Here is a 24,120-nt window from a genome sequence, read left to right on the forward strand (position 1 = left end):
GCGGCTTGACTGAGCGCTTCCCCAAGAAGATCCACGCCACCACGGCCGCCGGCTTCGCCCTTAAAATCGGCCTCTTCGTCTTTGTACACGCAATCGACCGCTTCGGACTGTAACCCGCAACTTGGGTTTGCTATTGCTAAATCAAGTGTGTCCAACAGACCTCTAATTCTCCTGGACCGGCCCGTCCGGTAAGTACAAGCACGTTTTGATGAGCAACCCGCACGGTTTCTACTATAGCCGGTTGTTCAGGTGCGGGTGAGAGCCAAACAGCCGCTGAGGTAGGGCCGACAGTGTGCAGGTCGAGTTCGGGTTCAAATTCGTAAGGCCGGTTACGCTTCCAGGCGCCCGGCTGGTCCCGCCCGTTGGGCCAATACTCGTAAGTCCCATAGCTGGCGCGGCGCCGGGGCCAGGGAACCAGCGGCAATTCGGCGTAGCCCAGTCCACCCAGTCCGGCCGCGAAAACCACTTTGGAGCCGCATACCACCGCGTCAAAAAGATACGGGCTGGGCTTCGTCATTTCATCCCAGTCAAAGCGGTGCCAGCGGTACATGCCGGCAAACCACACGGGCTTTAAATCAGAGCGCCGCAACACGGAAATGTAACGCCCGCTGCCGCCCATGCCTACGCTGCCAGAAAGCAGCACGATAAACTGCTCGTTCCAACTGGCCCGCTTGTAGGTTTCGTTGACGCGGGCAAATGGCAGCTTATGAGTGTTTGCCCAGGTCGGAGGCTCGCCTCCTTGCAGTCTGTAGAAAAACAGGTATTTGGGCATTAAAATGTTGTCCAAGACCAGCAACTGGCCGTAGGCGTCCCGCTGCAAATCATCAATGGCTTTGCCTGGGCCAAAGGCTACGGGCAGGGGTATTGGTATAAGCGTGGGTGCAGTATCCGACAGCCGAAGCCGACTGAAATACTCGCCGGCTGGTAATTCTTTGTTGCTCAGGTTTTGATAAGCCCATTGGTTGACTCCACCACCCAGATACAGCCAGTCACCATCGAGTAGCAAAGAATGAACTGCCAACGCCGGATGGAGTTCGATGTCGGGCAGTCGTTCCAGCCGCTGGCCATTGGCTCTCAGGCGCGCACGAAAAAGCCGTATCACCGGCTCTCGCGGGTCGAAGGGTAGTAGCCCTATTACCCAAGTGGCGCTAACCGCGTGCGGCTTGCGCGCCCCAAAGCGTGTAAACGGGAATGGGAGCCGCGGCCGCATCCTATGAATCTGCCCATCAGGCGCAATACGGGCTAGCCGGCAGGTATTTTTCTGGTGTTCATGAGGCACTACAAAGAGCGGCCATTCCGGATTAACAAGAGGCATAGGGCCGAAACCATTGGATTTCGCAAGGTAACCAGCCCCGACCTGCCAAACCCGAAAGCCGTACTTTTGCCCCCGATGTACTCCTTCCTCACCACCAGTCCCTGGCCCGACTACGAGCTGCTCGACAGCGGCAACTTTCAAAAGCTGGAGCGCTTCGGGCGCTACGTGCTCAGCCGCCCCGAGCCCCAGGCCGTGTGGGACCCGCACCTGCCCCAGAGCGAGTGGGACCGGGCCCACGCCACCTTCACCCGCGAAAAGGGCGCCAACGCGGCCACCGAAAAGGGCCAGTGGAAGCTCAAGCCGGGCATGGCCGAGCAGTGGGTTATCAGCTACGAGCGGCCCGACGGCCTGAAGCTGCGCTTCCGCCTGGGCCTCTCGTCGTTTAAGCACGTGGGGCTGTTCCCGGAGCAGGACCCCAACTGGCAGTTCATCTACGAGCAAACCATGAAGCGCCGCGCCGAGAAGCCGCGGGTGCTCAACCTGTTTGCCTACACCGGCGCGGCCACCCTGGCCGCCCGCGCCGCCGGCGCCGATGTCACGCACCTCGACTCGGTGAAGCAGGTGAACTTCTGGGCCCGCGACAACATGGAAGCCTCCGGCCTCGACGGGGTGCGCTGGCTGGTGGAAGACGCCTTCAAGTACGTGCAGCGCGAGGTGAAGCGCGGCAACAAGTACCAGGGCCTCATCCTCGACCCGCCCTCCTACGGCCGCGGGCCCAACGGCGAGAAGTGGCAGCTCGAAGACCAGCTCAACGAGATGCTCAAGCTCTGCCGCGAACTGCTCGACCCGCAGGACCACTTCTACGTCATCAACCTCTACTCCATCGGCTTCTCCGCCCTGATTCTGGACAACCTGATGGACACGATTTATACGCCCTACGGCCGCCAGCGCGAAATCGGGGAAATCTACTTGCAGGACCGGGGCCAGCGCAAACTGCCGCTGGGCACCTTCTGCCGGTTTGCGAATTAATTTGGTGCTTGGTGCATAGTGCCTCGTGCTTGGGTTGGGCTGCCTATTAGCCGGCCTTGCTACCCCTGTGCCAGCCATTCCACACCAAGCCCCACACCTAGCACTATGCACCAAGCACTAAGCACTAAAAAACGCCTGGCCCTTATCGACATGGGCACCAACACTTTCCACCTGCTCATCGTGGAGCTGCCGCAGCACACCGGCGAGCCGCCGCGCACCCTGCTGCAAACCAAGGTGGGCGTGAAGCTGGGCGAGGGCGGCATCAGCCGGGGCGAAATTGCCCCGGCGGCCTTCGACCGGGCCCTGCACACGCTGCAGGCATTTCAGGAGGAAATCGAGCTGCACCAGGTAAACGAGGTGCGGGCCACGGCCACCAGCGCCGTGCGGGTGGCGCGCAACGGCGGGGAGCTGGTGAAGGCCATCTTCGAGCAGACGGGCATCCGCGTCGAGGTCATTGCTGGCGCGCGCGAGGCCGAGCTGATCTGCAAGGGCATTCGGCAGGCCGTGCCGCTGGGCCCGGAGCCGCAGCTGCTGATGGACATCGGCGGCGGCTCGGTGGAGTTTATCATTGCCAACGACCAGCAGATATTCTGGAAGCAGAGCTTTGAAATCGGCGCCCAGCGCCTGCTCGACCAGTTTTTCCGCCACGACCCCATGACGCCGGACGACGTGCGCGCCGAGCAGGAGTTTCTGCGCCACGCGCTGGTGCCCATGCTGACGGCCGTGGAGCATTTCCGCCCCGACACGCTGGTGGGCGCCTCCGGCTCCTTCGACACCCTGGGCGACCTGCAGGCCGCCCGCCAGGGCGAAGACCTGCGCCGCCAGCCCCCCGCCCGCGACATCAGCCTCGACAGCTTCTACCGCAGCTACGACGAGCTGCTGCGCACCACCCACGCCGAGCGGCTGGCCCTGCCGGGCATGACGCCCATGCGCGCCAACATGATTGTGGTGGCCTGCGTGCTCATCGACTTCGTGCTGCACGCCTGCCGCCTCAGCCGCATCAAAGCCTCGGCCTACGCCCTCAAGGAAGGCTTGCTGGCCGAAATGCTTCTTGCCAATAATTGAATGAGCGAATGACTGAATGATTGTCGTTCTGCAATCAATCATTCAGTCATTCGCTCATTCAATCATTGCCCATCCCTCACTCAATCATTCAGTCCTTGACTTTCGACTACAACCGCCTGTTTGACTTCGCCCAGCGCGTATTCCGCGGCATGGGCTGCTCCGAGGAAGATGCCCATCAGGCCACCGAAACCCTGCTGTCGGCCGATCTGCGCGGCGTCGACTCGCACGGGGTGGCGCGGCTCAGCGGCTACGTGCGCCTCTGGGAGGCCCGGCGCATCAACGCTACGCCGCGCATTGGCGTGGTGCACGAAACGCCCAGCACGGCCGTGGTCGACGGCGACGCGGGCCTGGGGCTGGTGGTGGCGCCCTACGCCATGCGCCTGGCCATCGAAAAGGCCCGGGTGGCCGGCTCGGGCTGGGTGGCCGTGCGCAATTCCAACCACTTCGGCATTGCCGGCTACCACGCCATGCTGGCCCTGCCCCACGACATGATTGGCATTGCGCTGACCAATGCCTCGCCGCTGGTGGCCCCCACTTACTCGCTCGAACGCCTGCTGGGCACCAACCCCATTTCGGTAGCCATTCCGGCCGGGGAGCAGCCGCCCTTCGTGCTCGATATGGCTACGACCACCGCCGCCCAGGGCAAGATGGAAATCCTGGAGCGCAAGGGCCTGCCCGCCCCCGCCGGCTGGATTCAGGACCGGGACGGGCAGCCCAGCAGCAACCCCACCGAAACCCGCAACGGCGGCGCGCTGGTGCCCCTCGGCGGCGAAACCGGCTCCCACAAGGGCTACGGCCTCGGCGCCACCGTCGACATCCTGTCGGCCGTGCTGTCGGGCGCCAACTACGGTCCCTGGGTGCCACCGTTCGTGGCCTTCCTGCAGCCCCCCGCCGACCCGGTAGGCCAGGGCATCGGGCACTTCTTCGGGGTGATGCGCGTGGACGCCTTCCGCCCGGCCCAGGAGTTCAAGGCCCACATGGACAAGTGGATTGAGACGTTCCGCAACGCCAAAGCATTGCCCGGCCAGCAGGTGCTCATCCCCGGTGACCCGGAAAGGCTGATGACCGAGGAGCGGCTGACAAACGGTATTCCGCTGCTGCAGAAAGTGGTGGACGACCTGCAGAGCGTGGGGCAGAAATTCGGGGTGGAGCTGTAACCTCAATCCGCCGCTGCGACCAAAACGCAAGCGCCGCCTGGCTACTGCCCGGGCGGCGCTTCTGACTTATAAAGCGGTTTAGGCAACAGAAGTCTTGCTAGTCCTGGTCAGTAGCTGGCGGTGCCCCCGCTTCCGGCGCAGGGTGGCGCAAGTACAGCAGCGCCTCGCCCAGCCAGAACACCACCGCCGCAATGCCCGCACCCAGTAAAGTATCAACTATGCGGCCCTGCACCGTGGGCAGGGTGGTGCCGGGGTGGCCGAGGGTGGCGTTGAGCAGCGCCATGGGCGTGATGAACAGCAGGGCCAGGGCATAATTGCGCGCCACCACCACTTCGGTAAGGCCCTGCAGCAGCATCAGCAAAGCCACCGCCAGCAGGCCCGCCGGGTGCAGCAGCATCAGGGCCTCGAATACCAGCACGCCGAGCACCGTACCCACCACGCGGTGCACGCCCCGAATGCTGCTCAGCCGCCGCGAACCGCTGGACTGCAGCACTGCCACCGCGCTCAGCACCACCCAGTAAGTGCGGTAAGCCCCCAGCGGCCGACTGAGCAGGACAGCGGCCAGCACGGCTACTACCAAGCGCAGCACCAAAACCACCGTATCGGGCGGCAGGCTGAATTCCGGCAGTATCGTTTGCAGACCGCGGCCAGAGTTGCGGCGCCGCACCGCGGGCCCCAGCAGCGGCGTCACTATCACCAAGTAGGCTAGCGCGGCGCCCACGGCCACCAAGCCCAATAGGCGCAGGCCAGGCAGCCCTACCCCGCCCAAAGCCACCGGCGCGGTGAGGCGCCCCGCCACGGCGGCCACCAGCACAAACATCATCGGGCCGGGCGGGCCCAGGCGGTAACCCATCGTCAGCACCCCGGCTAGGCTGCTAACGCAAATGAGGCAGGCGCCGGTTAGCCATAGATTGCCGGCGCACAGCACGCCCAGCGCGGCGGCCAGCAGCAGACCGACGGCTACCAGCGGCAGCAGCCGGGCGCGGTCGGGGCGGGCGAGGCTGGCGCCGTACAGGGCCGTGAAGCTGCCCAGCGCCGCCTGCAGGCCCAGGGGCTGCTGCCCAAGTAGGGTAAACAGTCCCACGGGCAGCCCCACGGCCAGGGCGGCTTCCAGGCCTGCCTGCCAGCGCCAGGGCGCCTGCTGCAGCTCCACGAGGCTGCGCACGGCCTGCCGCGTGCGGGGCGCATAACGGAGTAAAGAGGTTTGCATAGACTTGAGACGCAAAGAAAAGCGTCACTTTCTTTCGGGCGGTAGCCGGCAGCAACTTGCCACCGCGCCGTGCGGGGCATAAAAAAGCCCGGTGCGCCGAGGACGAGCCTCGCGCACCGGGCCAACGGGTCGGCAGGCAGTTGCCTTCGCCCCGTTCAAGGGTAAGTCGTCATTACACCGCCTGCCCGCTGCTGCCGAGGCTGGCGTAGGTGCGGGCAGCCTCGTCAGTGTCCAGGTACTGCGACTGGTACTCCGGGTCGTTGCCGTTGAGGAACAGGCAGGTGCGCCCGCCCACGGCTTCGATGATTTCGGCGTACTGGTCGAGTGGCAGGGCGGGGCAGCCGAGGCTGCGGCCCAGGCGGCCGTTCTGCTTGATGAAGTCTTCGCTCACGTAGTCGGCGCCGTGCATCACCACCGACCGGTCGCGGGCGTTGTCGTTGAAGCCCGTGTCGACGCCGTCGAGGTACAGGGAGCGGCCGTGCTTGCCCACGTACTCGGTATCGGTCACGTAGAAGCCCAGGCTGCTCATGTTCGACTCGTTCTGGTTGGAGAAGTTGGTGGCCATGTTCTCGCCGGAGTTGTGGCCGTGGGCCACCAGCGTGTGAAACAGCACCTGCTTCTGGCCCAGATCAAGCACCCAGAGGCGCTTTTCGGTGGAGGGCAGGGAGAAATCGGCCACGGTGAGCAGCTGACGCGTGGGGTCGAGCTTGCCCTCAGCGCGCAGGTTCAGGTAGCCGGTGTAGGCTTTTTCAAACACCTGGAAGCTGAGGCCCTGGGCTTGCAGGTTCAGCTCGTCGTAGAGCTGGCGGGTGCCCTGGCTGAGCAGCGCCACCGGGCTGGGCGCCGGAATGCGCACGCTGCTGGCTTGGCCGTGAGCTTGCGAAGAACGCACCGGCCCGGCCAGCGGCGTAGCCAGGAACAGCGAAGCCACGAACGGCAAGGCCCGGCGGGCAATGCGGCGCGCCTGAACCTTCAGGCGCAGGCGGTGAACGACGTTATTGTGCTTTTCCATCGGAGAGGTTCGTTTCGGCAACTGGGCCCTTAGGGCCTGCTGATGTCTATACGATGCGGCTTCGATATAGGCTGCAATGAATATACAACGCCCCGGGGCGGCGGATGATTCCGCGGGGGGCGGCGAAAACTTCGCAAACGATTGGGGAAGCTAAAAATATTCCGCAACTTACCAGCCCGGAATGAGTGCACGCATCCCGGTTTCGTCCTTTTTTCCCGAACGCATTCCCAAACATCTACGCATGCTGAAATTCTGGCGCACCGCGTCCCGCCTGGGGACGCTGGCCACCCTCGGCGTGGCCCTGCTGCTGGGCTCCCCCGCACAAGCACAATCCAAAGTGGTCGTCCAGGGCTTCTGGTGGGACTACTGGAACTCCAACTACCCCAACGGCTGGGCCAATTACCTGGCCGAGCTGGCGCCCCGCCTCAAGGCCATGGGCGTCGACGCCGTCTGGATTCCGCCGAGCATCAAAAACGGCAACCAGGGCAACGGCTACTCCCCCTTCGACCACTACGACCTGGGCGACAAGTATCAGAAAGGCTTCGTGGGCACCCGCCTAGGCACCAAGGATGAGCTGCTGCGCATGGTGGCCGTGCTCCACGCCAACGGCATCGAGGTGGTGCAGGACGTGGTGCTGAACCACGTCGACGGGGCCGGCTCGCAGTCGGGCGCGGGCGGGCAGGACCCGGCGGCCTGGGAAGACTACACCACGAGTAAGTACAAAAACTTCCGCTACGTTTCCTACAACTCGCCGGCTTCGGCGGAGGACGCCGCCAACTACCTGGCGCGCTCGGGCCGCTGGCCGAAAAACTGGCAGAATTTCAACCCCAACCCCGGCAATAATTCTACCTCCGGCGACCTGAACGCGGTATACTTTGGGCCCGACGTGAGCTTCTACAACGGCTCGTACGGCCAAAGCTCCAACGCCACCTTCAACCCCAGCCAGAGCGCCGACTACATGCGCACCCAGGCCCGCAACTGGATGATCTGGTACAAGAAGCAGGTGGGCTTTGACGGAGTGCGCCTCGACGCGGTGAAGCACTTCCCGGCCTTTGCCACCGAGGACTTCCTGTATAACCTGCAGAGCAACGCTGGCTGGGCCAACGGCGGGGCCACCATGTACGCCGTGGGCGAATGGGTGGGCGGCGGCAGCCAGCTCGACCAGTGGTGCACCGACGTGCAGAACCGCTCCGGCACCTTCGACTTCGGGCTGCGCAACGGCATCTACAACATCGTCAGCGGCGGGGGCAACTTCGACATCGGCTCCTTGCCGGGCTACCAGCAGGGTACGCGGGTGGTGAACATCGGCGGGCAGTACGTGCACCGCACGGTGCCCTTCGTGAACAACCACGACACCTTCCGGCCGCAGACGGGCAGCACCGGCAACTACACCGGCTGGAACACCGGCTCGGAGCTGGCCCCGCACATCGACCCGTTCGACGTGCGCCTCTCCCCGGCCTACGCCGCGGCGCTGGCCATGGACGGCAGCCCGCAGATTTTCTTCGAGGACCTGTTCAACGTGGGCAACACCGGCAAGCGGTTCTCGCACCGGCCCACCAATACCACCGACCTGCCCACCCGCTCGGACCTGGAAAACCTGATCTGGTGCCACCAGAACCTGCGCTTCAAGGACGGGGCCTACAAGGTGCGCTACCAGGCCGCCGACCACCTCGTCATTGAGCGGAGCACCAAGGCCATCATCGGCATCAACGACAACTTCTCCGCCTGGCAGAACAACACCGTGTCGTGCGACTTCGCCCCGGGCACGGTGCTGAAGGACTACTCCGGCGCCAATGGCACGGCCACGGTGACGGTGAGCGGCTCCAAGACGGTGAGCATCAACACGCCGCCTTGCAACGGTACGGCCGCCTCGGGCCGCCGGGGCTACTCGGTGTGGGCCCCGGTGAACATCGGCACCAACTACGTGCGCGCCGCCATGAGCACGACGCAGGAGTGGGAGCTGGCCGACGACCTGGGCGACCGGGACAGCCGCTCCCTGGGCCAGGGCGGGCAGCTGCCGGCCGGCTCCACGGCCTGGCGCACGGCCGGCCGCATCTACGTGGGCGCGGGCAAGACCGTCAGCTACAACCTGTTCCCCTCAAACGGCGCCTACTCGCTGGTAGTGGGCCTGTACAACGCGGCCGGCACCCTGGTAAGCAGCAAAACCGGCACCGGCACGCTCACGGGCACCTACACGCCCTCCGCCGACGGCTGGATTACCTTGCGCGCCCGGCAGAACGCCACCACCAACCCGGCCCAGAAAGCCTTCGTGAAGGTGACGTACACGGCCCCCACGGTGATTAACACCGCTACCGCCGGCCGTAGCGCCACCCCGGCCAGCACCGCCGATACCCGCCTCGACGTAGCCGCCGACCTGCAGCTCTACCCCAACCCGACCATGTCGGACCGCATCGAGCTGACCTTGGTGGCGCCGGAGGAACAGACGGTAACGCTGCAGCTGCACGACCTCACCGGCCGCCGCGTGCACCAGGAAAACCTGAAGCTCTACCCCGGCTCCACGACCACGCGCCTGCGGCCCCAGGGCCAGCTGCCGGCCGGCGTGTACACGGTGAGCGTACCCGAACTGCACCTCACGCGCAAGCTGGTGGTGAAGTAAACCCAACCTGAGTGAGTGTTAAAAAGCCGCCTCCGAGTTCGGGGGCGGCTTTTTGCTGTCTGATGGAAATTATTCAGAACGTCATCCTGAGCGCAGCGAAAGACCTTCCTCACACCCAGCACCGCCGCTACAGACGAAGTGCAGACGCTTTGTAATAGCGGTAGCTACAAAGAAGCGCAGCCACCAACGCCCTATTACCCGAGCCGCGGCGGCTACGCTCTTACAATCCCAGCAGAATAGCGTCTGCACATTGGCATCAGCGGCGGTGCGAGGTTCGAGGAAGGTCCTTCGCTGCGCTCAGGATGACGTTGTTTTTCCTCGTTCTGCCGCCCTCACCCTCAGAAAAACAAGCTGGCGTTGAGCTTAGCGAAGAAGGGCGTGCCGGGGGTGAAGTGCAGCTCCGATACCGGCTCGGCTTCGTTGGGTAGGCGGCTTTCGGTGTCGAACTGGGCCTCGTTCCAGTCCACGTCGAGCAGGTTTTCCACCGTCAGGCCCAGCTGGTAGCGGCGGTGGGTGTAGCTGGCTACGGCATCGAGCAGGAAGTAGCCGCGGGCGCGCACGGAGTTGTCCTCGTTGGCCGGGCGGCTGTCGATGTGGCGGTAGCGCAGGCTGGCGCTCAGGCCATTCGGGCGCTTCAGGGTGAGGCCGCCGATGCTGGTGAAGCTGGGCGCCAGCGGAATGTAGTTTTCCCCTTTCGGGGCGCCCACGGCCCGGCCGCGGTTGTAGTTCAGGTCCACGTCGGCGAAGAGGGAGGGGCTGAGCTGGTAGCGCAGGGCCACATCTACGCCCAGGCGGCGGGTGGGGCCGGCGCTTTCCACCACGGCCTCGTCGCCCACGTACACCAGCTCGTCCTGCAGGTGCAGGGCCCACACGGCGGCGTTGATGACCAGCTCGGGCAGGGGCTTGAAGTTGGAGCCGATTTCGTAGCCGATGGCCCGCGGCAGGGTGCCGGCCGCGCCCACGGCCACCGAGCGGGCATCGTTCGAGTGGAAGCCCAGGCCGGAGCGGGCAAACAGCTGCACGGCCGGGCTGAGCTGGTAGTACAGGTTCAGCTTGGGGCTCACGCGGGCTTTGGCGGCCCGGCCCGAGAGGGAGTCAAAACGGTCTTCGCGGAAGCGAAACCGGAAGTAGTCTAGGCGGGCGGCGGCGTTCAGGGTCAGGCGGTCCGAGAGGGGCAGCGTGGCGTCGAGCCAGCTGAAATAGCTCTGCTCCCGCACCCGGCCGCTGACGAGCGTATCGGTCACGCGGCGGCGCACGGCGCGGCGCAGGGCCAGGGCCACGTCGTCGAGGCGGGTGCCCAGGCCCAGGGTGGTGCGCAGGGTGCGGCCGCCCACGGCGAAGCCCCGCTCGTAGGTGCCGCGGTAGCCGGCCAGGTGCCGGGCCTCGTTCTGCCGGATCTGGTCCCCGTCCGTGGGGTTCTGCAGGAAGAAGGTGAAGTTGGAGTAGAGGTTGAAATCGTAGCGCGAGTAGTACAGCTGCTGGGTCAGCACCGCGTCGTGCGGGAGGTCCACGGTCAGCTGCAGGTTGGCGTTGCTGCGGGCCGTGTTGCCGCCCTCGGTGGGGTCGATGGCGCCGAAGCGGGTAATCAGGCCTTCCTGAATAGCCCGCTCGGGAATCTGCCCGGAGGCGTCCCAGCGGGAGTTGAAATGCCAGCCGCTCACCGCCAGCGTGGCCCGCTCCGAGAGCTGGCCGGTGTACTTGAGCAGGCCGTTGAAGCGGTTCAGGTGCTGCTTCTGCTCGAAGTAGGCGTTGGTGAAGTAGTACTCGGTGGCCAGGTAGGCGCTTTCCTGGCCTTTTTTGCTGAACAGGTGCCCGCGCTGGCCCAGCAAATCCAGCATCAGCAGCCCGCGCTTGGTGCCGTAGCGGCCCACCTCCAGCTTCACCTGGCTTTGCTCCAGGCTGGTTTTGGTGGTGAATTCGCCGGCGCCGGCGGTGGCAAAATCCCCGAACCGGGCCGAGTACGGGCCTTTGTAGACGCGCAGCTGTTCCACCGTCTCGGGAATGACGAAGTGAAAATCGGCGTAGCCTTGCCCGTGGGCGTGCGACACCATGTTCACCGGCATACCATCGATGCTCACGGCGAAGTCGGTGCCGTGGTCCACGTCGAAGCCGCGCAGGAAAATCTGCTCGGCCTTGCCCCCGCCCGCGTGCTGGGCGATGAACAGGCCCGGCACCAGCCGCAGCAAGTCCTGGGCGGAGTTGACGGGCCGCAGTTGCTGGTCGACGCTGGTAATGGCGGCCACGCTCTGGTTCAGGTCGCGGGGCTGGGCCACGGTGACTTCGGCCAGCTGCAGGGCGGTGGGCACCAGGGCCACCGTCAGCGGCTCGGGCGTGGCGGCCACGCTGAGCGCGGTGGTCTGGCTGCGGTAGCCCAGGGCCGAAATACGCAGCTGGTAGGCGCCGGCGGGAAGGCCGCCCAGGCGGAAGCGGCCAAGGGCATCGGTGGTGGCCCCGTCATTGGGCCGGCCGTCGAGGCGCACCGTCACGCCGGGCAGCGGGCGGTGGCTGGCCGAGTCGAGCACCACTCCGCGCAGGGCCAGGGTCTGGGCCCGGGCACTCAGCGCCAGCAGGAAAAGCAGGAAGAACGGCAACGCCCGGCCCATCCCCCGAAACGGGCGGCGCGTGGGTAGCAGTGAGGGCATAAAATAGCGGCAGGGCGGCCGCAGGGACTCCGCGCGGGAACCAGCGGCCAGCAGGATGAGAAGATAAAACACGCGGTACTCACGCCTCTGCGACCCGAAGGAAGGCGTAGCCAACCTCCGCGTCAACCTCCGCGCACCTCTGCGAGAAAATGACGCCCAGAATCGGCCAGGCCTGAGCACCAGAAAACCAGCCGAAAACGTCGGCTTGGGCGGTTTATCCTCGTCTCGGCGGCGCCTCCGGCTCAGCCGAAATGCCCAGGGCCAGCGCGGCCGTCCACCGGGGGTAGACGGGCCGGGGCTGGCGTAGGGCCGGGCGCGGCGGCAGCAAAGCTGTTTCCGCCAGCAAGTGCACGTCCGGTCCGTTCACTTGAGCCGCTATATGGTGCCAGATATCCTCCCCCGGCAGCCGGGGCGTCCAGTACTGCTGGTCGCCGTTGCAGCGGTCGAAGCAGTCGAGGCGCAGCGCATGGTCGCGCTGGCAGGTGAGGCTGTGGACGTAGGCCCGCTTGGGCCGGTATTGCTCCCAATTATCCGCCCGCCGGCCCACGCAGCCGCACCCCACTACCAGCAGGTAGTTGAGCAGGAGCAGCAGCACGGTGAGGCGGCGGAGCATCTGGAAGTGAATGGTTAAATGGTTGAATTGCTAAATGGCTGGTTGTTAAATGGCTGTGCAGGCATTCAGCACTGACCCGCCAGCACTCTGCGAAACCCTGCGTAACCCTCTGCGAACCTCTGCGAGAAATTAAACCCAGGCGCCTCCTGGCGGCAATCCTACGCTTGTTTGCAAAGCGCCAGAACAATCAGCCATCTGACAATGGTAGCAGTTCAAAACGACCCGCCATCTAATCATTCGACCAGTTGGCAATTTGTCTAGAGAAACACCCGCTCCACCGTCCACCAGCCGGCCACCAGGGCAATGACGACGGAGGCCGGCACCATCACCCGCGGGCGGTACCAGGGCTGCCGGGCCGACCACCAGCCGACCGCCAGCCAGCAGAGCAGGATGATGGCTACCTGGCCCAGCTCCACGCCCAGGTTGAAGCTCAGCAGGGCCTCGAAGAACAGGTGCCGGGGCAGGCCGATGTCGCGCAGGATGCCGGCGAAGCCCAGCCCGTGCAGCAACCCGAAACCGAACACCACCGCCAGCCGCCAGGGCCGCAGCCGGTCGGTAATCAGGTTTTCGAGGGCCACGAACAAAATGGACAGCGCAATCAGCGGTTCCACCACCGCGGCCGGGGCCGAAATCAGCCCGGCCGCCGCCAGGCCCAGCGTGATGCTGTGGGCCAGCGTGAAGGCCGTGGCCTGCAGCAAGACCGGTTTCAGCCGCGGCTCCAGCACGAACAGGCTCACGATGAACAGAATGTGGTCGAGGCCCCAGGCCATGTCGGCCGAGAGCGGGATGATGTGCTGAAAGCCCAGCTGCAGGTAGCCCCACACGGCCTGCGGGGCCGACAGCCGGCTGATGTCGACGTTGCTGAACGGGTGCGCCCCGGCCAGCAGCGGCAAGAGCAGCAGCGGCAGCAGGCCGGCAGCGCGGCGGAACAGACGAAACGAGGGCATAGAAGCGCGTAAGGTCACAGGGGCTTAGCGGCGGGCCAGCAGCAGCGGCGAATCGTGGTCGGTGGGGTCGGGGCGCAGGTAGGGGTTGGCGGCGCGGGCCTGCTGGAGCAGGGCCTGGCCGCCAGCCGCGTCGCCGTTGCGCAGGGCAATGCAGCCGGCGCGGTACAGCAGCTGCGGGTTCCTGGAGCGGGTGCGCAGGGCCTGCTGCACGTACTGCTGGGCCTTAGCGTAGTCGCCGCGCTTGTAGTGCACCCAGGCCATGGTTTCGCACACGTCGATGTTGGCCGGGCGCCGCTCGTACTCGGTCTGGGCGTGCTGCAGGGCGCGGTCCAGGTCGCCGGCTTTCAGGTAGGCGTAGGCCAGCTCCCGGTCGGTGTAGTGGCCCTGGGCGTCGTTTTCGTCGCCCGTATTGGCGTGGGCCTGCAGCTGCTTGATAACGGCCAGCGCCGAAGCCTTGGCCTTGGCCGGTTCGCGGCGCAGGCGGTACAAATCGGTCAGCTCGTCGTCGAAGGCGAAGTCCTGCACCTGCGCGCGGGCCTGCTTCAGTAGGTCGACGGCGGTGGCGTAGTCGCCGCGGGCGCGGGCCACGCGGGCCAGGCCGGCCTGGGCGTAGGCGTAGGCGGGGCGGGCGGCCAGGGCCTGGCGGTAGACGGTTTCGGCCTCGGTGAGCTGCCCGGCGTTTTCGTGCAGGCGGCCCAGCATCACGCGGCACCACTCCGTCTGCTCCAGCCCCGGCACGCCGGCGCGCACGGCCATATCCATGGCTTCCCGGGCGCCGGGCACGTCACCGTGGATTTCGCGCAGATACGACACGCGGGAGTAGGCCCGCAGATCGGGGCGCAGCTCGTTCATGCGGTCAGCCGCCTTCACGGCCTCGGGGTAATGGCCCAGCTCCAGGTGCGCGTCGCAGAGCAGGCCCTGCACGAAGCCGTTGTAGGGATTCAGCTGGGCGGCGCGCTCGGCCAGCATCAGGCCCTGCCCGAAGTGGTGCTGCGAGAGGCTGATGACGGCCTTGGTGCACAGCGCCTCGAAGTCGTCGGGGCGGGCGTCGAGCACCTGGTCGACCAGCTGCAGGGCGGCCGCGTCGTAGTAGGTGTGGTTGCCGGTAATGCGGCTTTCCTGCACGTAGGCCTGGGCCAGCTGCAGGCGGGCTTCGTGGTCGTCGGGGTTGCGGCGCAGGCGGTCCTGCAGACCGCCCACGGCCTGGCGGGTGTTCAGCCACTCGCCGCCGAGGGCCAACGAGCCGTGCCGATCCTTCAGCGCCGGCACCGGGGCGTCGGGGCGGCTGAGCACAATGGCCACCACCGACACGCCAAAACCGCACAGCAGCAAAGCGTAGAGTATGCGTCGGGCTATAGACATCAGGGGGAAAGGAGGAAAATCGAAAAAGTGACCTTGCTGGTCCGGTAGCACCGGCAGCCGTCAGCAACGATAGTGGTACTACGACCCGGGAGTCGTAGTACCACTTCGATAAGCTTACTCGTTGCGGTGCAGCACGTGTACCGACTGCAGCGTGGTATTGCCGGTTTTGACCACGGCAATGTACTCGCCCGCGGCCAGGCGGGTGGGCTCCCACTTGTACTCGTGCACCCCGGCGCTAACCGTTTTGTTGCGCACCGGCGTAGCTATTTCGCGGCCCATCATGTCCACGATGGTGATGGTAATGGGCATGCGCACCGCCGTTTCGTAGCGGATGGTAGCCCCGGCCACGAAGGGGTTGGGGTACACTTGGGCTACCATCACCTGGGGCTGCAGGCCGAGGCCGCCGCTGCGCTGAGCCAGGGCTACGCGCTGGGCGTTGGTACCGCTCCAGGGCGTCTGGGCGAAGGGGAAGGTGGTTCTGAGCGTGGTATCGTTGGCCGTTACGCCGGCGTTGAAGCCTACCACGCCCAGCAGCTGCGGCGTCAGCGGCGAGGCAGTGCTGGCGGTGTAGTCGTCGTAGAAGAGGCCAATGGCGGCCAGTACGGCGCCACCCACGGCCTGCAGCTCGATGCGCGTCACGTCGTCCTCGAGGCGGCGGCCGTTCGGGAAGCCATCCATGTTCGGAATGGCCTGCAGGGCGTTGCTGGCGTTGAAGCGCGAGTCCGTCAGGCCCAGCACGGCGGCCTGCAGCAGGCCTTCGGAGCTGAAGTCAGCGGAGTTGCGCGGCGTCACGGGCACGGCCATGTTCAGGCGCAGCATGTCGCCGCCGGGGTTGGCGGCGGTGGGGTTGGCCAGCAGGAAGTTGTTGATAAAGGGCTTGCCGGCCGTGAGCGGGTTACGCGCCGTCTTGCCGGTAGCCAGCTGGTAGGGAATAGCGTTGGGCACCCCGGTGTGGAAAATGGGCAGAATGTCCACCGAGCGGGGCTTGCCGGCACGCAGCAGGTAGGGGCCGTAGGCGTTGGCGGCCAGGGCCGTGCCGTTCAGGGCCGAGTTGCCAATCAGGCCCGAGAGGCCGGCGGCGCCGTTGCGGAAGTCGAAGCCCGGGGCGGGCAGGCCGGGGCTGCCGGCCAGCGAAGCCGACTGAATGCGCAGGGCCGACAGGCCGGGCACGGCGGCGCCGTAGTAGGTCTGCCCGTTGGCCTGGCCGGTGGCCATGTACAGGCCCAGTTCGGGGTTGCTCAGGTAGTCGTCGGTAGCGGCGGCTTCGGCGTAAGGCGTGGTGGCGTTCCAGGCATCCTTGGCGCCGATGGGGTTGATAACCTCGTTGGTCAGCGGCATGCCGATGCGCGACACCTGCACCCAGCTACCCGAGTGCGTCTGGGTGCCGTTGGTGTTCAGGGTACGCAGGGCCGGGCGGCTGGCCGAGGCCCACACCCCGATGACGAAGTCCGAGTCGAGGATGTTGACGGCCTGCGCGGCGGTTTTGCCATCCTTCTGCAGCATGTTGATGGGAATCTGCAGGGCAATGGCGTGGGTGTTCTTGCGCGCCACCCCGTCGCGGGCCTGGCCTGGGGCGCGTACGCCGCCCAGGTCGAAGATGCCGCCCAGATCCACGAAGAACGGGTCGTCGGTGGGGCCGCAGAAGACCTTCATGCCGTTACCCAGCGTTTGAATGGCGCCGGTCATGAGGGCGTTGTAGGAAGCAGCGCCCAGGCCGGCGGCGCTGGTGATGGAGCGCGGACCTACGTTGGGCGGCGGCACTACACCGTTGGTTACGAGCGTGGTGAAGGCCGCGCCGGCCAGGCTCTGCTCCAGCGTGTAGGTGGTTTTCAGGTTTTGCTGCCCGAGCCGGATGTTGAAGAAGGTGGTCGGGTCCTGGTTGACGCGCGTAAAGGTGAAGCGGTAGGTTATATCGTCGCTGGTGCTGGTGGGGCGGTTCTTGATGTGGATTTCGTAGCGGACGTTTTCCCCGAACGTGTTGTAGTTCGGCCCGCCCTGGGGCAGCTCCAGCGGAATGTAGTTGGCAATGATGGTAATCTTGGAGTCGTCGTCCGGCGAGCGGAAGGCGTAGAGGTCGGTGTTGTCGGCCAGCGGGTCGTCGGCAATCAACGGGGCTTCGCGGTGGCTTGAGGCTTCCAGCGGGGCGTGCTGCCCGCTGTAGACCACGACGCTCAGCGCCGCGGCGGCCGACAAGCCCAGGAAGAATAACGGGCGGAAACCGTTCTTCATAGGATTGGGGGGTTTGGTTGGGAAATATGAAGCTGCCGGCGGGCGGAGTTGCCCGTCGCGGTGTTCCGGATAAGTGCAGGGCCCTTGCCCGAAGCGGGCAAAAGGCAGGTGTGCTAGGGTGCCCCGCACGTTGCGAAGCGGTAGGAATAAACTCGGTGCGGCAGCCGGTCAGTGAATAGCGCTGATACCGGCGAAGTTATAGCTGGAGGCGGACCTGCGAAGGCGCCGGGCTCCTGCGGCTCGGTGTCAGATACGGCGCGCCGAAAGCAAAGGATTGCGGGAAAGAAAATATAATTCTGCACCGGCCCGGCGGTACTATTCACCGAGGCCAGCCAAACGCGTAATCCGTAAAAACCAAGCCTTTACCGGCGGGCCAGCGGCGCCGAATCCGCCGGCAGCCAGACCGAAGTATACGCCGCCTCGGGAGCGTAGATGAACAGGCAGCTGCCCGCGGCCAGGCTGCCGATAACGGCGCGGTACTTATCGGGTGGCAGGGCGGGGCAGCCGCGGCTGTTGCCCAGCTGCCCGTGCTGCTGCAGGTAGGCGGCGCTGGCGTAGTCGGCGGCGTGCAGCACCACGTAGCGGCGCAGCGCGTGGCCGTTCTGGCCCTTGTCCAGCCCGTGCAGGCGGCGCGAGAGGCCGTGCTTGCCCTGGTACGTCTCGCCGGTGCGGTAAAAGCCCAGCGCCGTGCACGCCGATTTCAGCCGGTCGGAAAAGCGGCGGGCGCGCAAACCGCCGGAGCCGCGGCCGTGGGTGACGTGACTGTGGAGCAGCAGCTGTTGCCGCTTCAGGTCGATAACCCAGAGACGGGGCTCGGAGGAAGGCAGCTCCATGTCGGCCACCGCCAACACCTGCGGACCGCGCAGCTCCCCTTGCCGGCGCAGCTCCCGGTAGCCCAGCACCGCTCGTTCCAGCACGGCCGGGCGCAGGGTGGCAGCTGCGGGGCCCAGCTGCTGCTGCAAGGCCTGCATGGCGCTGTGTACCGAGTCGGGCACGCCCGGCAGCGCGGCTACCGGGCCAGGCTGCAGCGAATCGGGCAGGTGAGGCAGCCACTTGGCGACGAGCGGCCGGGGCGGCGCGGCGGGCACCGGGTCGGGGCCGGCAGCCGGCGCTACGGCGCTGGCTACGGTCGGTGCCTGGCCCGGCGCCGGCGACTGGCAGCCCGTCAGCGGGCCGAAAGCGGCCAGTGCCGATAACTCCAGGCCGGCCAGCGTTGTTAAGCTGCGCATACGCGGTAAAGATTCTGCCCCAGGCGGCGGTGGTTTCCGTTGTACTTTTGCGCCCCGACCCGGCCGCTGCGGCAGCCCGTCGGTACGCATGTTTTCAGCGCGGCGCGGCTTGGGGTTTCAGCCCCGGCCGCACCCGCAATTTAGTCCATTTCCGGGCGGCCCCGCATCGTCGGCCGCTTGCCCGCCCTCATAGCCCACCCGCGGTCCTATGGCCAAAGTCTCCATCAACCTGTCTACCGGCGCCCTTCAGCAGGAGGAAATCATCGTCGGCATCGACCTGGGTACCACCAACAGCCTCGTCGCCTACATCCACCCGGAGTCGCGCCAGCCCATTGCCATCAACGACCAGGGCCGCGGCACCATCGTGCCCTCGGTGGTGCACTTCCCGGCCGACGGCTCCGCCCCCATCGTGGGCACCGACGCAAAGAATTACCTCGAAACCGCCCCGGAGCGCACCATCTACTCGGTCAAGCGCCTGCTCGGCAAATCCTACCGCGACCTGGGCACGCACGCCGCCGACCTGGGCTACAAGGTTATCGACGACGACTCCGAGGGCCTGGTGAAGATTCGGGTGGCGGACCGCTTCTACTCCCCCATTGAGCTGTCGAGCGAAATCCTCAAGGAGCTGCGCCACCGGGCCGAGCACGCGCTCAAGACGCCGGTGAACAAGGCCGTCATTACCGTGCCGGCCTACTTCAACGACTCCCAGCGCCAGGCCACCCGCGACGCCGGCCGCCTAGCCGGGCTGGAGGTGCTGCGCATCGTCAACGAGCCCACGGCCGCCGCGCTGGCCTACGGCATCGGCCTCTCGCCCGAAGAGGAAAAGACGGTGGCCGTGTACGACCTCGGCGGCGGCACCTTCGACATCAGCATCCTGCACCTGCACCAGGGCATCTTCGAGGTGCTCAGCACCAACGGCGACACCTACCTCGGCGGCGACGACCTCGACCGCGCCATCTACGAGTACTGGGCCGGCGAGTACCAGCTCTCGACGATGCTGTTTCAGAACCCCAACGCCCAGCAGCAGCTGCGTCTGCTGGCCGAGGAAGCCAAAAAGCAGCTCAGCCAGCACGAAGAATTCACCGCCGATTTCAACGGCACCCGCCTCCCGCTCACCAAAGCCAAGTTCAACGAGCTGGTGCAGCCGCTGGTCGACCGCACCCTGGCCGCCTGCCGCCAAGCCCTGACCGATGCCAAGCTCACCGCCGATAAGCTCGACGCGGTGCTGCTGGTGGGCGGCTCCACCCGCGTGCCGCTGGTCTACGATTCGGTGTCGCAGTTCTTCGGGCAGCCGGCCAACAACTCGCTCAACCCCGATGAAGTGGTAGCCCTGGGCGCCGCTATCCAGGCCGACATCCTGGCCGGCAACCGCCGCGACATCCTGCTGCTCGACGTGACACCCTTGACGCTGGGCATCGAGACGATGGGCGGGCTCATGGACCCGATTATCCCGCGCAACTCCAAGATTCCGACCAAGGCCGGCCGCCAGTATACCACCTCCGTCGACGGGCAGGTGAACATGAAGATTTCGGTGTTTCAGGGCGAGCGGGACCTGGTGAAGGAAAACCGCAAGCTGGCCGAGTTTGACCTGCGCGGCATCCCGGCCATGCCCGCCGGTCTGCCCAAAATCGACGTCAACTTCATCCTGAACGCCGACGGCATTCTGAAAGTCGAAGCCATCGAATTGCGCTCCGGCACCAAGCAGAGCGTGGAAATCAAGCCCCAGTACGGCCTCACCGACGAGCAGGTGGAGCAGATGCTGATGGACTCCTTGGTGCACGCCAAGGACGACGTGGCCGCCCGCATGGTCATCGAGGCCCGCACCGCTGCCGAGCAGATGCTCTACCAGGTGGACCGCTTCATCCAGACCAACGGCCAGCACCTGACCGAGGACGAAATCGGCCAGACGCGCCAGAAAGCCGAGGCCCTGCGCCAGGTACTTGGCTCCGGCGACAAGGACGCCATCTACCGCGCCGTGGATGAGCTGGAGGAGCTGACCCGCCCCTTCGCCGAGCGGGTGATGCAAATCAGCATCAAGCAGGCCATGTCGGGCAAGAAGATTATCTAGCAGCCATTCGAGCCCCAGCAAAACGGCCCCGCAACGCAGCGTTGCGGGGCCGTTTTCGTTTGGTGCGGGCAGTACTCGGCCTACCCCAGCTTATCCAGCGCGGCCAGATCCTCGGCCGTGAGCTGAATATCGGCGGCTTTCACGTTTTCCTCCAGGTGCTTCACCTTGGAGGTGCCGGGAATGAGCAGGATGTTGGGGGCGCGGTGCAGCAGCCAGGCCAGGGCCACCTGCTGCGGGCTGGCGCCCAGGCGCTGCCCGATGCCGGTGAGCTTATTGAGCGCGTCCTGGTTGCCGCCGGCCAGCGGGTACCAGGGAATGAAAGCAATGTTGTGCTCCTGGCAGAAGTTCAGCTCGTCTTCCCACTTGCGGTTGTCCACGCTGTACATGTTCTGCACCGACACCACCGGGAAAAACTCCTGGGCCTTCTTGATGTCGTCCACGCTGACTTCGGACAGGCCGATGTGGCGCACCAGGCCCTTTTGCTGCTGCTCCTGCAGCCACCGGAAGGTTTCTTCGGCCGGCACCTTGGGGTCGATGCGGTGCAGCTGGTAGAGGTCGATGCGCTCCTGCTTCAGGCGCCGGAGGCTGCCGTGCAGGGCTTCTTCCAGGCGCTTGGGGCTGGCGTCGATGGGCCACTGGTTAGGGCCGGTGCGCAGCAAGCCGCCCTTGGTGCCAATGATGAGGCCGTCGGCGTAGGGGTGCAGGGCTTCGGCAATCAGCTCTTCTGACACGTGCGGGCCGTAGCTGTCGGCCGTGTCGATGAAGTTGACGCCCAGCTCCACGGCCCGGCGCAGCACCCGGATAGACTCGTCGTGGTCCTGGGGCGGGCCCCAGATACCGTCGCCGGTGATGCGCATGGCGCCGTAGCCCATGCGGTTGATGGTCAGGTCGCCGCCGAGGGCGAAAGTTTTCGAAACGGTGTTGCTGGTCGGGTCGGCCATTGGAATAAGGTTGCGTGAGCGGCCACCGGAAGCGGGGCCGTGGTGTATAACCGGCCAGCGGGCAAAATGCTTACGGTCGGGCTTGTTGGAGCGTCCTGTAGAACCAACTCAGGGCGTCATGTCGAGCGAAGTCGAGACATCTCGCGTGCTGACGTTGAAGGAAAAAAGAACGTCAGGCTGAGCGGAGTCGAAGCATCTCTTCCGCTTCATTGTTCGGTAGAGATGCTTCGACTCCGCTCAGCCTGACAATACTATCCAGCGAGATGTCTCGACAAGCTCGACATGACGTTCTGGGGTCCCTACTCCACCCCGTCTACGGAATCTTTACCTGCCTTCCGCCCCTTCGGCGGCGTCTGCCGGGCCAGCTGCACGATGTCGGCAATGCGCCGGGCGCGGGTTTCGGGGCGTTTGGCGGCCAGCAGGTTCTGCAGGCACATCTTGCGGCGCGAGGGGCTCAGGGCGGCGAAGTTGCGGGCAGCTTCCGCGTCGGCAGCCAGCGCGTCGGCCAAATCGGCGGGCACTTCCAGGTTTTCTGAGGAGTCGATAGCCGCCCAGGAGCCGTTTTGCCGGGCCAGCTCCACGGCGCGCAGCCCGGCGGGCCGCATCAGGCCCGCGGCCAGCAGCCGCTCCACGTAGCCCTTGTTGATTTTCGACCACACGCTACGGGGCTTGCGGGGCGAAAACACCTGTTTGTAGCGGTGCGCGTCGATGGTCACCGCCTTGGAGTCAATCCAGCCGAAGCACAGCGCCTCTTCCACCGCCTCGGCCCAGCTGATGCTGGGCTGCCCGCTGGCTTTCTTGTGGTACACCAGCCAGACGCCGGCCGCGGTGGCGTGGTGTTCTTCCAGCCAGCGGCGCCACTCGGCGCGGGTAGCGCAGGGCAGCTGGGGTAGGTCGGCGAGGGCGGTTTTGGCGGGCATGGCGGCAGCGCGTTGGTAGCGCCGGAAGATACAGCATCCTCCGCGGCGTACCTTCACCGGCATGAACCCGCACCTTGCCCGCCTGCTCCGCATTGCCCAGCAGCCCAGCCGCCGCCTCATCGGCCTGATGTCCGGCACCTCGCTCGACGGCCTCGACGTGGCCCTGTGCCGCCTGGAAGGCAGCGGCGCGGGCACCCGGCTCACGCTGGAGCAGTTTGCCACCGTGCCCTACGCCGACGAGGTGCGCCAGCGTATCCGGCGGGTGTTTGCCCGGGCCGAAGTGTCCTTGGAAGAGCTGACGCTGCTCAACGCCTGGATTGGCGCCCTGCACGGCCAGCTGGTGCTCGACTGCCTGCGCGCCTGGGGCCTCCGCCCGGCGGAAATTGATGCGGTGGCCAGCCACGGGCAGACGGTGTACCACGCCCCCGCCCACCAGCACCAACGCCCCGAGTACCCGCTGAATGCCACCCTGCAAATCGGCGACGGGGACCACCTGGCCGTGCGCACCGGCATCATTACCCTGAGCGACTTTCGGCAGAAGCACATTGCCGCCGGCGGCGAAGGCGCCCCGCTGGCCGTCTACGGCGACTACCTGCTGTTCAGCAGCCCCCAGGAAGACCGGCTGCTGCTCAACCTGGGCGGCATTGCCAACTTCACCTACCTGCCCGCCTCGCTCGACGCCGCGGCCGTATTCAGCACCGACGTGGGCCCCGGCAACACCCTGCTCGACGCCTTCGTGCGCCAGCACTACCCCGCGCACAGCTACGACCCCGACGGGCAGCTGGCCGCCGCCGGCACGCCCAATGCCCCCCTGCTGGCCGCCCTGCTCGACCACCCTTTCTTCGCCGCCTCCCTGCCCAAAACCACCGGCCCGGAGCTGTTTTCGCCCGACTACGTGCGCGCCGCCCAGCAACGCAGCGGCACCGCCAGCCTCTCCCCCACCGATTTGCTGGCCACGCTGACGGAATTGAGCGCCGAGGGCATTGCGCGGGCCGCGCACTTGGCATTCGGCCCCGCGCCGCAGGCGGCGGTGTACAGCAGCGGCGGCGGCATGCACAATCCCACGCTCATGCAAGCCATTGCCCGGCGCCTGCCCGGCTGCTCCTTCGCCGATACCCAGGCCCTGGGCGTGCTGCCCGACGCCAAAGAAGCCGTGCTCTTCGCGGTGCTGGCCAACGAGGCCCTGGCCGGCTCGGCCGTGGCCATCGGGGCCGGGCGGCAGCGCGTGCCGGCGGTGCACATGGGCAAGATTTCCCTGCCGGGCTAGGTGTAAGAAAATGCGTTTGACTGCTAGCCGCTGGCCTTACTTCACCTTGCCCGGTACCAGCCGAAACTCCAGCACCTGCGTGGCGGCGGAGTCGCGGAAGGTCACATCGAGCTGCGCGGGGGCAGCCGCGGCGGAGTCGCTGCGGAAGGTGAAGGCGTAAAACCAGCGCGCGTCGTCGTTTTCGCCCAGGCGCAGGCCCAGCCGGTACAGCTCGATGCTCGGGCCGGCCTGCTGCCCGCGCTGGTACAGCGGCGCGGCCGCCTGCCGAAACTGCTGCCGGCTCAGCTGCTGCCTGGTTTCGGGGGCCAGCAGCTCGTAGGCCACCCCGAAGCGCCCCTGCAGCACGGCCAGCAGAAACTGCCGCGCCAGGAAGGCCTGCGCGGGCGGTCCGGCCGAGGCCGGCAGCCACAGCAAGCCCAGCAACAACAGCGGCAGCAGCCGACGGAGCCAGTGGTAGTTCATCAGCAGGCTAAACGCAGCTACCGCGCCAAAGTGCCGACTCAGGCCCAAAAACAAGCGGCCCCGCCATTCGGAGCAGTGCTGCCGATGGCGGGGCC

Annotated in this window: 18 protein-coding genes and 1 pseudogene; 7 read left to right on the forward strand and 12 right to left on the reverse strand. The window is 66.1% G+C overall.

Annotated features, from left to right (window positions below; genetic code table 11):
* A pseudogene (locus EJV47_RS29075) lies at positions 1-113 on the forward strand (IS982 family transposase); the annotation flags it as partial.
* Between the two features lie 23 nt (positions 114-136).
* Here EJV47_RS29075 and EJV47_RS00005 read toward each other — a convergent pair.
* Positions 137-1,102: a hypothetical protein gene (locus tag EJV47_RS00005; protein ID WP_126691101.1), complete on the reverse strand. Its 966-nt coding sequence runs from the start codon at positions 1,100-1,102 to the stop codon at positions 137-139.
* 288 nt (positions 1,103-1,390) lie between these two features.
* Between EJV47_RS00005 and EJV47_RS00010 the strand changes: the two genes are divergently transcribed.
* The 3 genes from EJV47_RS00010 (at position 1,391) to EJV47_RS00020 (ending at position 4,506) form a co-directional block, all read left to right on the forward strand.
* Positions 1,391-2,284: a class I SAM-dependent methyltransferase gene (locus EJV47_RS00010; protein ID WP_126691102.1), complete on the forward strand. Its 894-nt coding sequence runs from the start codon at positions 1,391-1,393 to the stop codon at positions 2,282-2,284.
* A 105-nt stretch (positions 2,285-2,389) separates the two neighbouring features.
* Positions 2,390-3,349 carry a Ppx/GppA phosphatase family protein gene (locus EJV47_RS00015; RefSeq protein WP_126691103.1) on the forward strand — a complete coding sequence of 320 codons (960 nt, stop codon included), beginning with the start codon at positions 2,390-2,392 and terminating at the stop codon, positions 3,347-3,349.
* A 95-nt stretch (positions 3,350-3,444) separates the two neighbouring features.
* A complete protein-coding gene (locus EJV47_RS00020; protein ID WP_126691104.1) occupies positions 3,445-4,506 on the forward strand; it encodes an Ldh family oxidoreductase in 1,062 nt (353 codons plus the stop codon).
* Positions 4,507-4,603: 97 nt separating this feature from the next.
* Here the strand turns inward: EJV47_RS00020 and EJV47_RS00025 are convergent, their stop codons facing one another.
* Together EJV47_RS00025 and EJV47_RS00030 are read right to left on the reverse strand one after the other, a co-directional pair.
* Positions 4,604-5,716: an FUSC family protein gene (locus EJV47_RS00025; RefSeq protein ID WP_126691105.1), complete on the reverse strand. Its 1,113-nt coding sequence runs from the start codon at positions 5,714-5,716 to the stop codon at positions 4,604-4,606.
* A 172-nt stretch (positions 5,717-5,888) separates the two neighbouring features.
* Positions 5,889-6,728, reverse strand: coding sequence for a murein L,D-transpeptidase catalytic domain family protein (locus tag EJV47_RS00030; protein ID WP_126691106.1), 840 nt, complete (start codon positions 6,726-6,728; stop codon positions 5,889-5,891).
* 241 nt (positions 6,729-6,969) lie between these two features.
* On the opposite strand from EJV47_RS00030, the gene EJV47_RS00035 reads away from it, so the two are divergent.
* Positions 6,970-9,345 carry an alpha-amylase family glycosyl hydrolase gene (locus tag EJV47_RS00035; RefSeq protein WP_165903554.1) on the forward strand — a complete coding sequence of 792 codons (2,376 nt, stop codon included), beginning with the start codon at positions 6,970-6,972 and terminating at the stop codon, positions 9,343-9,345.
* A gap of 338 nt (positions 9,346-9,683) precedes the next feature.
* Here EJV47_RS00035 and EJV47_RS00040 read toward each other — a convergent pair whose 3' ends face one another.
* From EJV47_RS00040 to EJV47_RS00065, 6 genes are all read right to left on the reverse strand, one after another.
* Positions 9,684-11,987 carry a TonB-dependent receptor gene (locus tag EJV47_RS00040; protein ID WP_243650961.1) on the reverse strand — a complete coding sequence of 768 codons (2,304 nt, stop codon included), beginning with the start codon at positions 11,985-11,987 and terminating at the stop codon, positions 9,684-9,686.
* 214 nt (positions 11,988-12,201) lie between these two features.
* Positions 12,202-12,600, reverse strand: coding sequence for a hypothetical protein (locus EJV47_RS00045; RefSeq protein ID WP_126691108.1), 399 nt, complete (start codon positions 12,598-12,600; stop codon positions 12,202-12,204).
* A gap of 257 nt (positions 12,601-12,857) precedes the next feature.
* On the reverse strand, positions 12,858-13,547 hold the full coding sequence (locus tag EJV47_RS00050; RefSeq protein WP_126691109.1) for a HupE/UreJ family protein: 690 nt from the start codon (positions 13,545-13,547) through the stop codon (positions 12,858-12,860).
* Between the two features lie 24 nt (positions 13,548-13,571).
* The gene (locus EJV47_RS00055; RefSeq protein ID WP_126691110.1) at positions 13,572-14,909 is read right to left on the reverse strand and encodes a tetratricopeptide repeat protein; all 1,338 of its coding nucleotides are present in this window, start codon (positions 14,907-14,909) and stop codon (positions 13,572-13,574) included.
* Between the two features lie 114 nt (positions 14,910-15,023).
* Positions 15,024-17,138, reverse strand: a complete 2,115-nt coding sequence (locus EJV47_RS00060; RefSeq protein WP_126691111.1) for a DUF4331 family protein — start codon at positions 17,136-17,138, stop codon at positions 15,024-15,026.
* Between the two features lie 362 nt (positions 17,139-17,500).
* Positions 17,501-18,367: a murein L,D-transpeptidase catalytic domain family protein gene (locus EJV47_RS00065; RefSeq protein ID WP_165903555.1), complete on the reverse strand. Its 867-nt coding sequence runs from the start codon at positions 18,365-18,367 to the stop codon at positions 17,501-17,503.
* Between the two features lie 208 nt (positions 18,368-18,575).
* On the opposite strand from EJV47_RS00065, the gene hscA reads away from it, so the two are divergent.
* The gene (gene hscA / locus EJV47_RS00070) at positions 18,576-20,435 is read left to right on the forward strand and encodes a Fe-S protein assembly chaperone HscA (RefSeq protein ID WP_126691113.1); all 1,860 of its coding nucleotides are present in this window, start codon (positions 18,576-18,578) and stop codon (positions 20,433-20,435) included.
* A gap of 80 nt (positions 20,436-20,515) precedes the next feature.
* Here hscA and EJV47_RS00075 read toward each other — a convergent pair whose 3' ends face one another.
* Together EJV47_RS00075 and EJV47_RS00080 are read right to left on the reverse strand one after the other, a co-directional pair.
* Positions 20,516-21,376 (reverse strand): aldo/keto reductase, encoded by an 861-nt coding sequence (locus EJV47_RS00075; RefSeq protein WP_126691114.1) that lies wholly within the window; start codon positions 21,374-21,376, stop codon positions 20,516-20,518.
* A gap of 299 nt (positions 21,377-21,675) precedes the next feature.
* Positions 21,676-22,296 (reverse strand): YdeI/OmpD-associated family protein, encoded by a 621-nt coding sequence (locus EJV47_RS00080; protein WP_126691115.1) that lies wholly within the window; start codon positions 22,294-22,296, stop codon positions 21,676-21,678.
* A 61-nt stretch (positions 22,297-22,357) separates the two neighbouring features.
* Here EJV47_RS00080 and EJV47_RS00085 point away from each other — a divergent pair, with 61 nt between their 5' ends.
* Positions 22,358-23,563: an anhydro-N-acetylmuramic acid kinase gene (locus tag EJV47_RS00085; protein WP_126691116.1), complete on the forward strand. Its 1,206-nt coding sequence runs from the start codon at positions 22,358-22,360 to the stop codon at positions 23,561-23,563.
* Positions 23,564-23,599: 36 nt separating this feature from the next.
* Here EJV47_RS00085 and EJV47_RS00090 read toward each other — a convergent pair whose 3' ends face one another.
* The gene (locus EJV47_RS00090) at positions 23,600-24,025 is read right to left on the reverse strand and encodes a hypothetical protein (RefSeq protein ID WP_126691117.1); all 426 of its coding nucleotides are present in this window, start codon (positions 24,023-24,025) and stop codon (positions 23,600-23,602) included.
* Positions 24,026-24,120: the final 95 nt, after the last annotated feature.

It is taken from the genome of Hymenobacter gummosus (genome assembly GCF_003970915.1).
GTDB classification, from domain to species: domain Bacteria; phylum Bacteroidota; class Bacteroidia; order Cytophagales; family Hymenobacteraceae; genus Solirubrum; species Solirubrum gummosum.

Bases quoted from the DNA above. Each gene is read 5' to 3' on its own strand.
- EJV47_RS00030 (WP_126691106.1), bottom strand. From the start codon at position 6,728: ATGGAAAAGCACAATAACGTCGTTCACCGCCTGCGCCTGAAGGTTCAG.
- EJV47_RS00090 (WP_126691117.1), bottom strand. From the start codon at position 24,025: ATGAACTACCACTGGCTCCGTCGGCTGCTGCCGCTGTTGTTGCTGGGC.
- EJV47_RS00085 (WP_126691116.1), top strand. From the start codon at position 22,358: ATGAACCCGCACCTTGCCCGCCTGCTCCGCATTGCCCAGCAGCCCAGC.
- EJV47_RS00025 (WP_126691105.1), bottom strand. From the start codon at position 5,716: ATGCAAACCTCTTTACTCCGTTATGCGCCCCGCACGCGGCAGGCCGTG.
- EJV47_RS00040 (WP_243650961.1), bottom strand. From the start codon at position 11,987: ATGCCCTCACTGCTACCCACGCGCCGCCCGTTTCGGGGGATGGGCCGG.
- EJV47_RS00050 (WP_126691109.1), bottom strand. From the start codon at position 13,547: ATGCCCTCGTTTCGTCTGTTCCGCCGCGCTGCCGGCCTGCTGCCGCTG.
- EJV47_RS00075 (WP_126691114.1), bottom strand. From the start codon at position 21,376: ATGGCCGACCCGACCAGCAACACCGTTTCGAAAACTTTCGCCCTCGGC.
- EJV47_RS00010 (WP_126691102.1), top strand. From the start codon at position 1,391: ATGTACTCCTTCCTCACCACCAGTCCCTGGCCCGACTACGAGCTGCTC.
- EJV47_RS00055 (WP_126691110.1), bottom strand. From the start codon at position 14,909: ATGTCTATAGCCCGACGCATACTCTACGCTTTGCTGCTGTGCGGTTTT.
- EJV47_RS00045 (WP_126691108.1), bottom strand. From the start codon at position 12,600: ATGCTCCGCCGCCTCACCGTGCTGCTGCTCCTGCTCAACTACCTGCTG.
- EJV47_RS00065 (WP_165903555.1), bottom strand. From the start codon at position 18,367: ATGCGCAGCTTAACAACGCTGGCCGGCCTGGAGTTATCGGCACTGGCC.
- hscA (WP_126691113.1), top strand. From the start codon at position 18,576: ATGGCCAAAGTCTCCATCAACCTGTCTACCGGCGCCCTTCAGCAGGAG.
- EJV47_RS00015 (WP_126691103.1), top strand. From the start codon at position 2,390: ATGCACCAAGCACTAAGCACTAAAAAACGCCTGGCCCTTATCGACATG.
- EJV47_RS00080 (WP_126691115.1), bottom strand. From the start codon at position 22,296: ATGCCCGCCAAAACCGCCCTCGCCGACCTACCCCAGCTGCCCTGCGCT.
- EJV47_RS00035 (WP_165903554.1), top strand. From the start codon at position 6,970: ATGCTGAAATTCTGGCGCACCGCGTCCCGCCTGGGGACGCTGGCCACC.
- EJV47_RS00060 (WP_126691111.1), bottom strand. From the start codon at position 17,138: ATGAAGAACGGTTTCCGCCCGTTATTCTTCCTGGGCTTGTCGGCCGCC.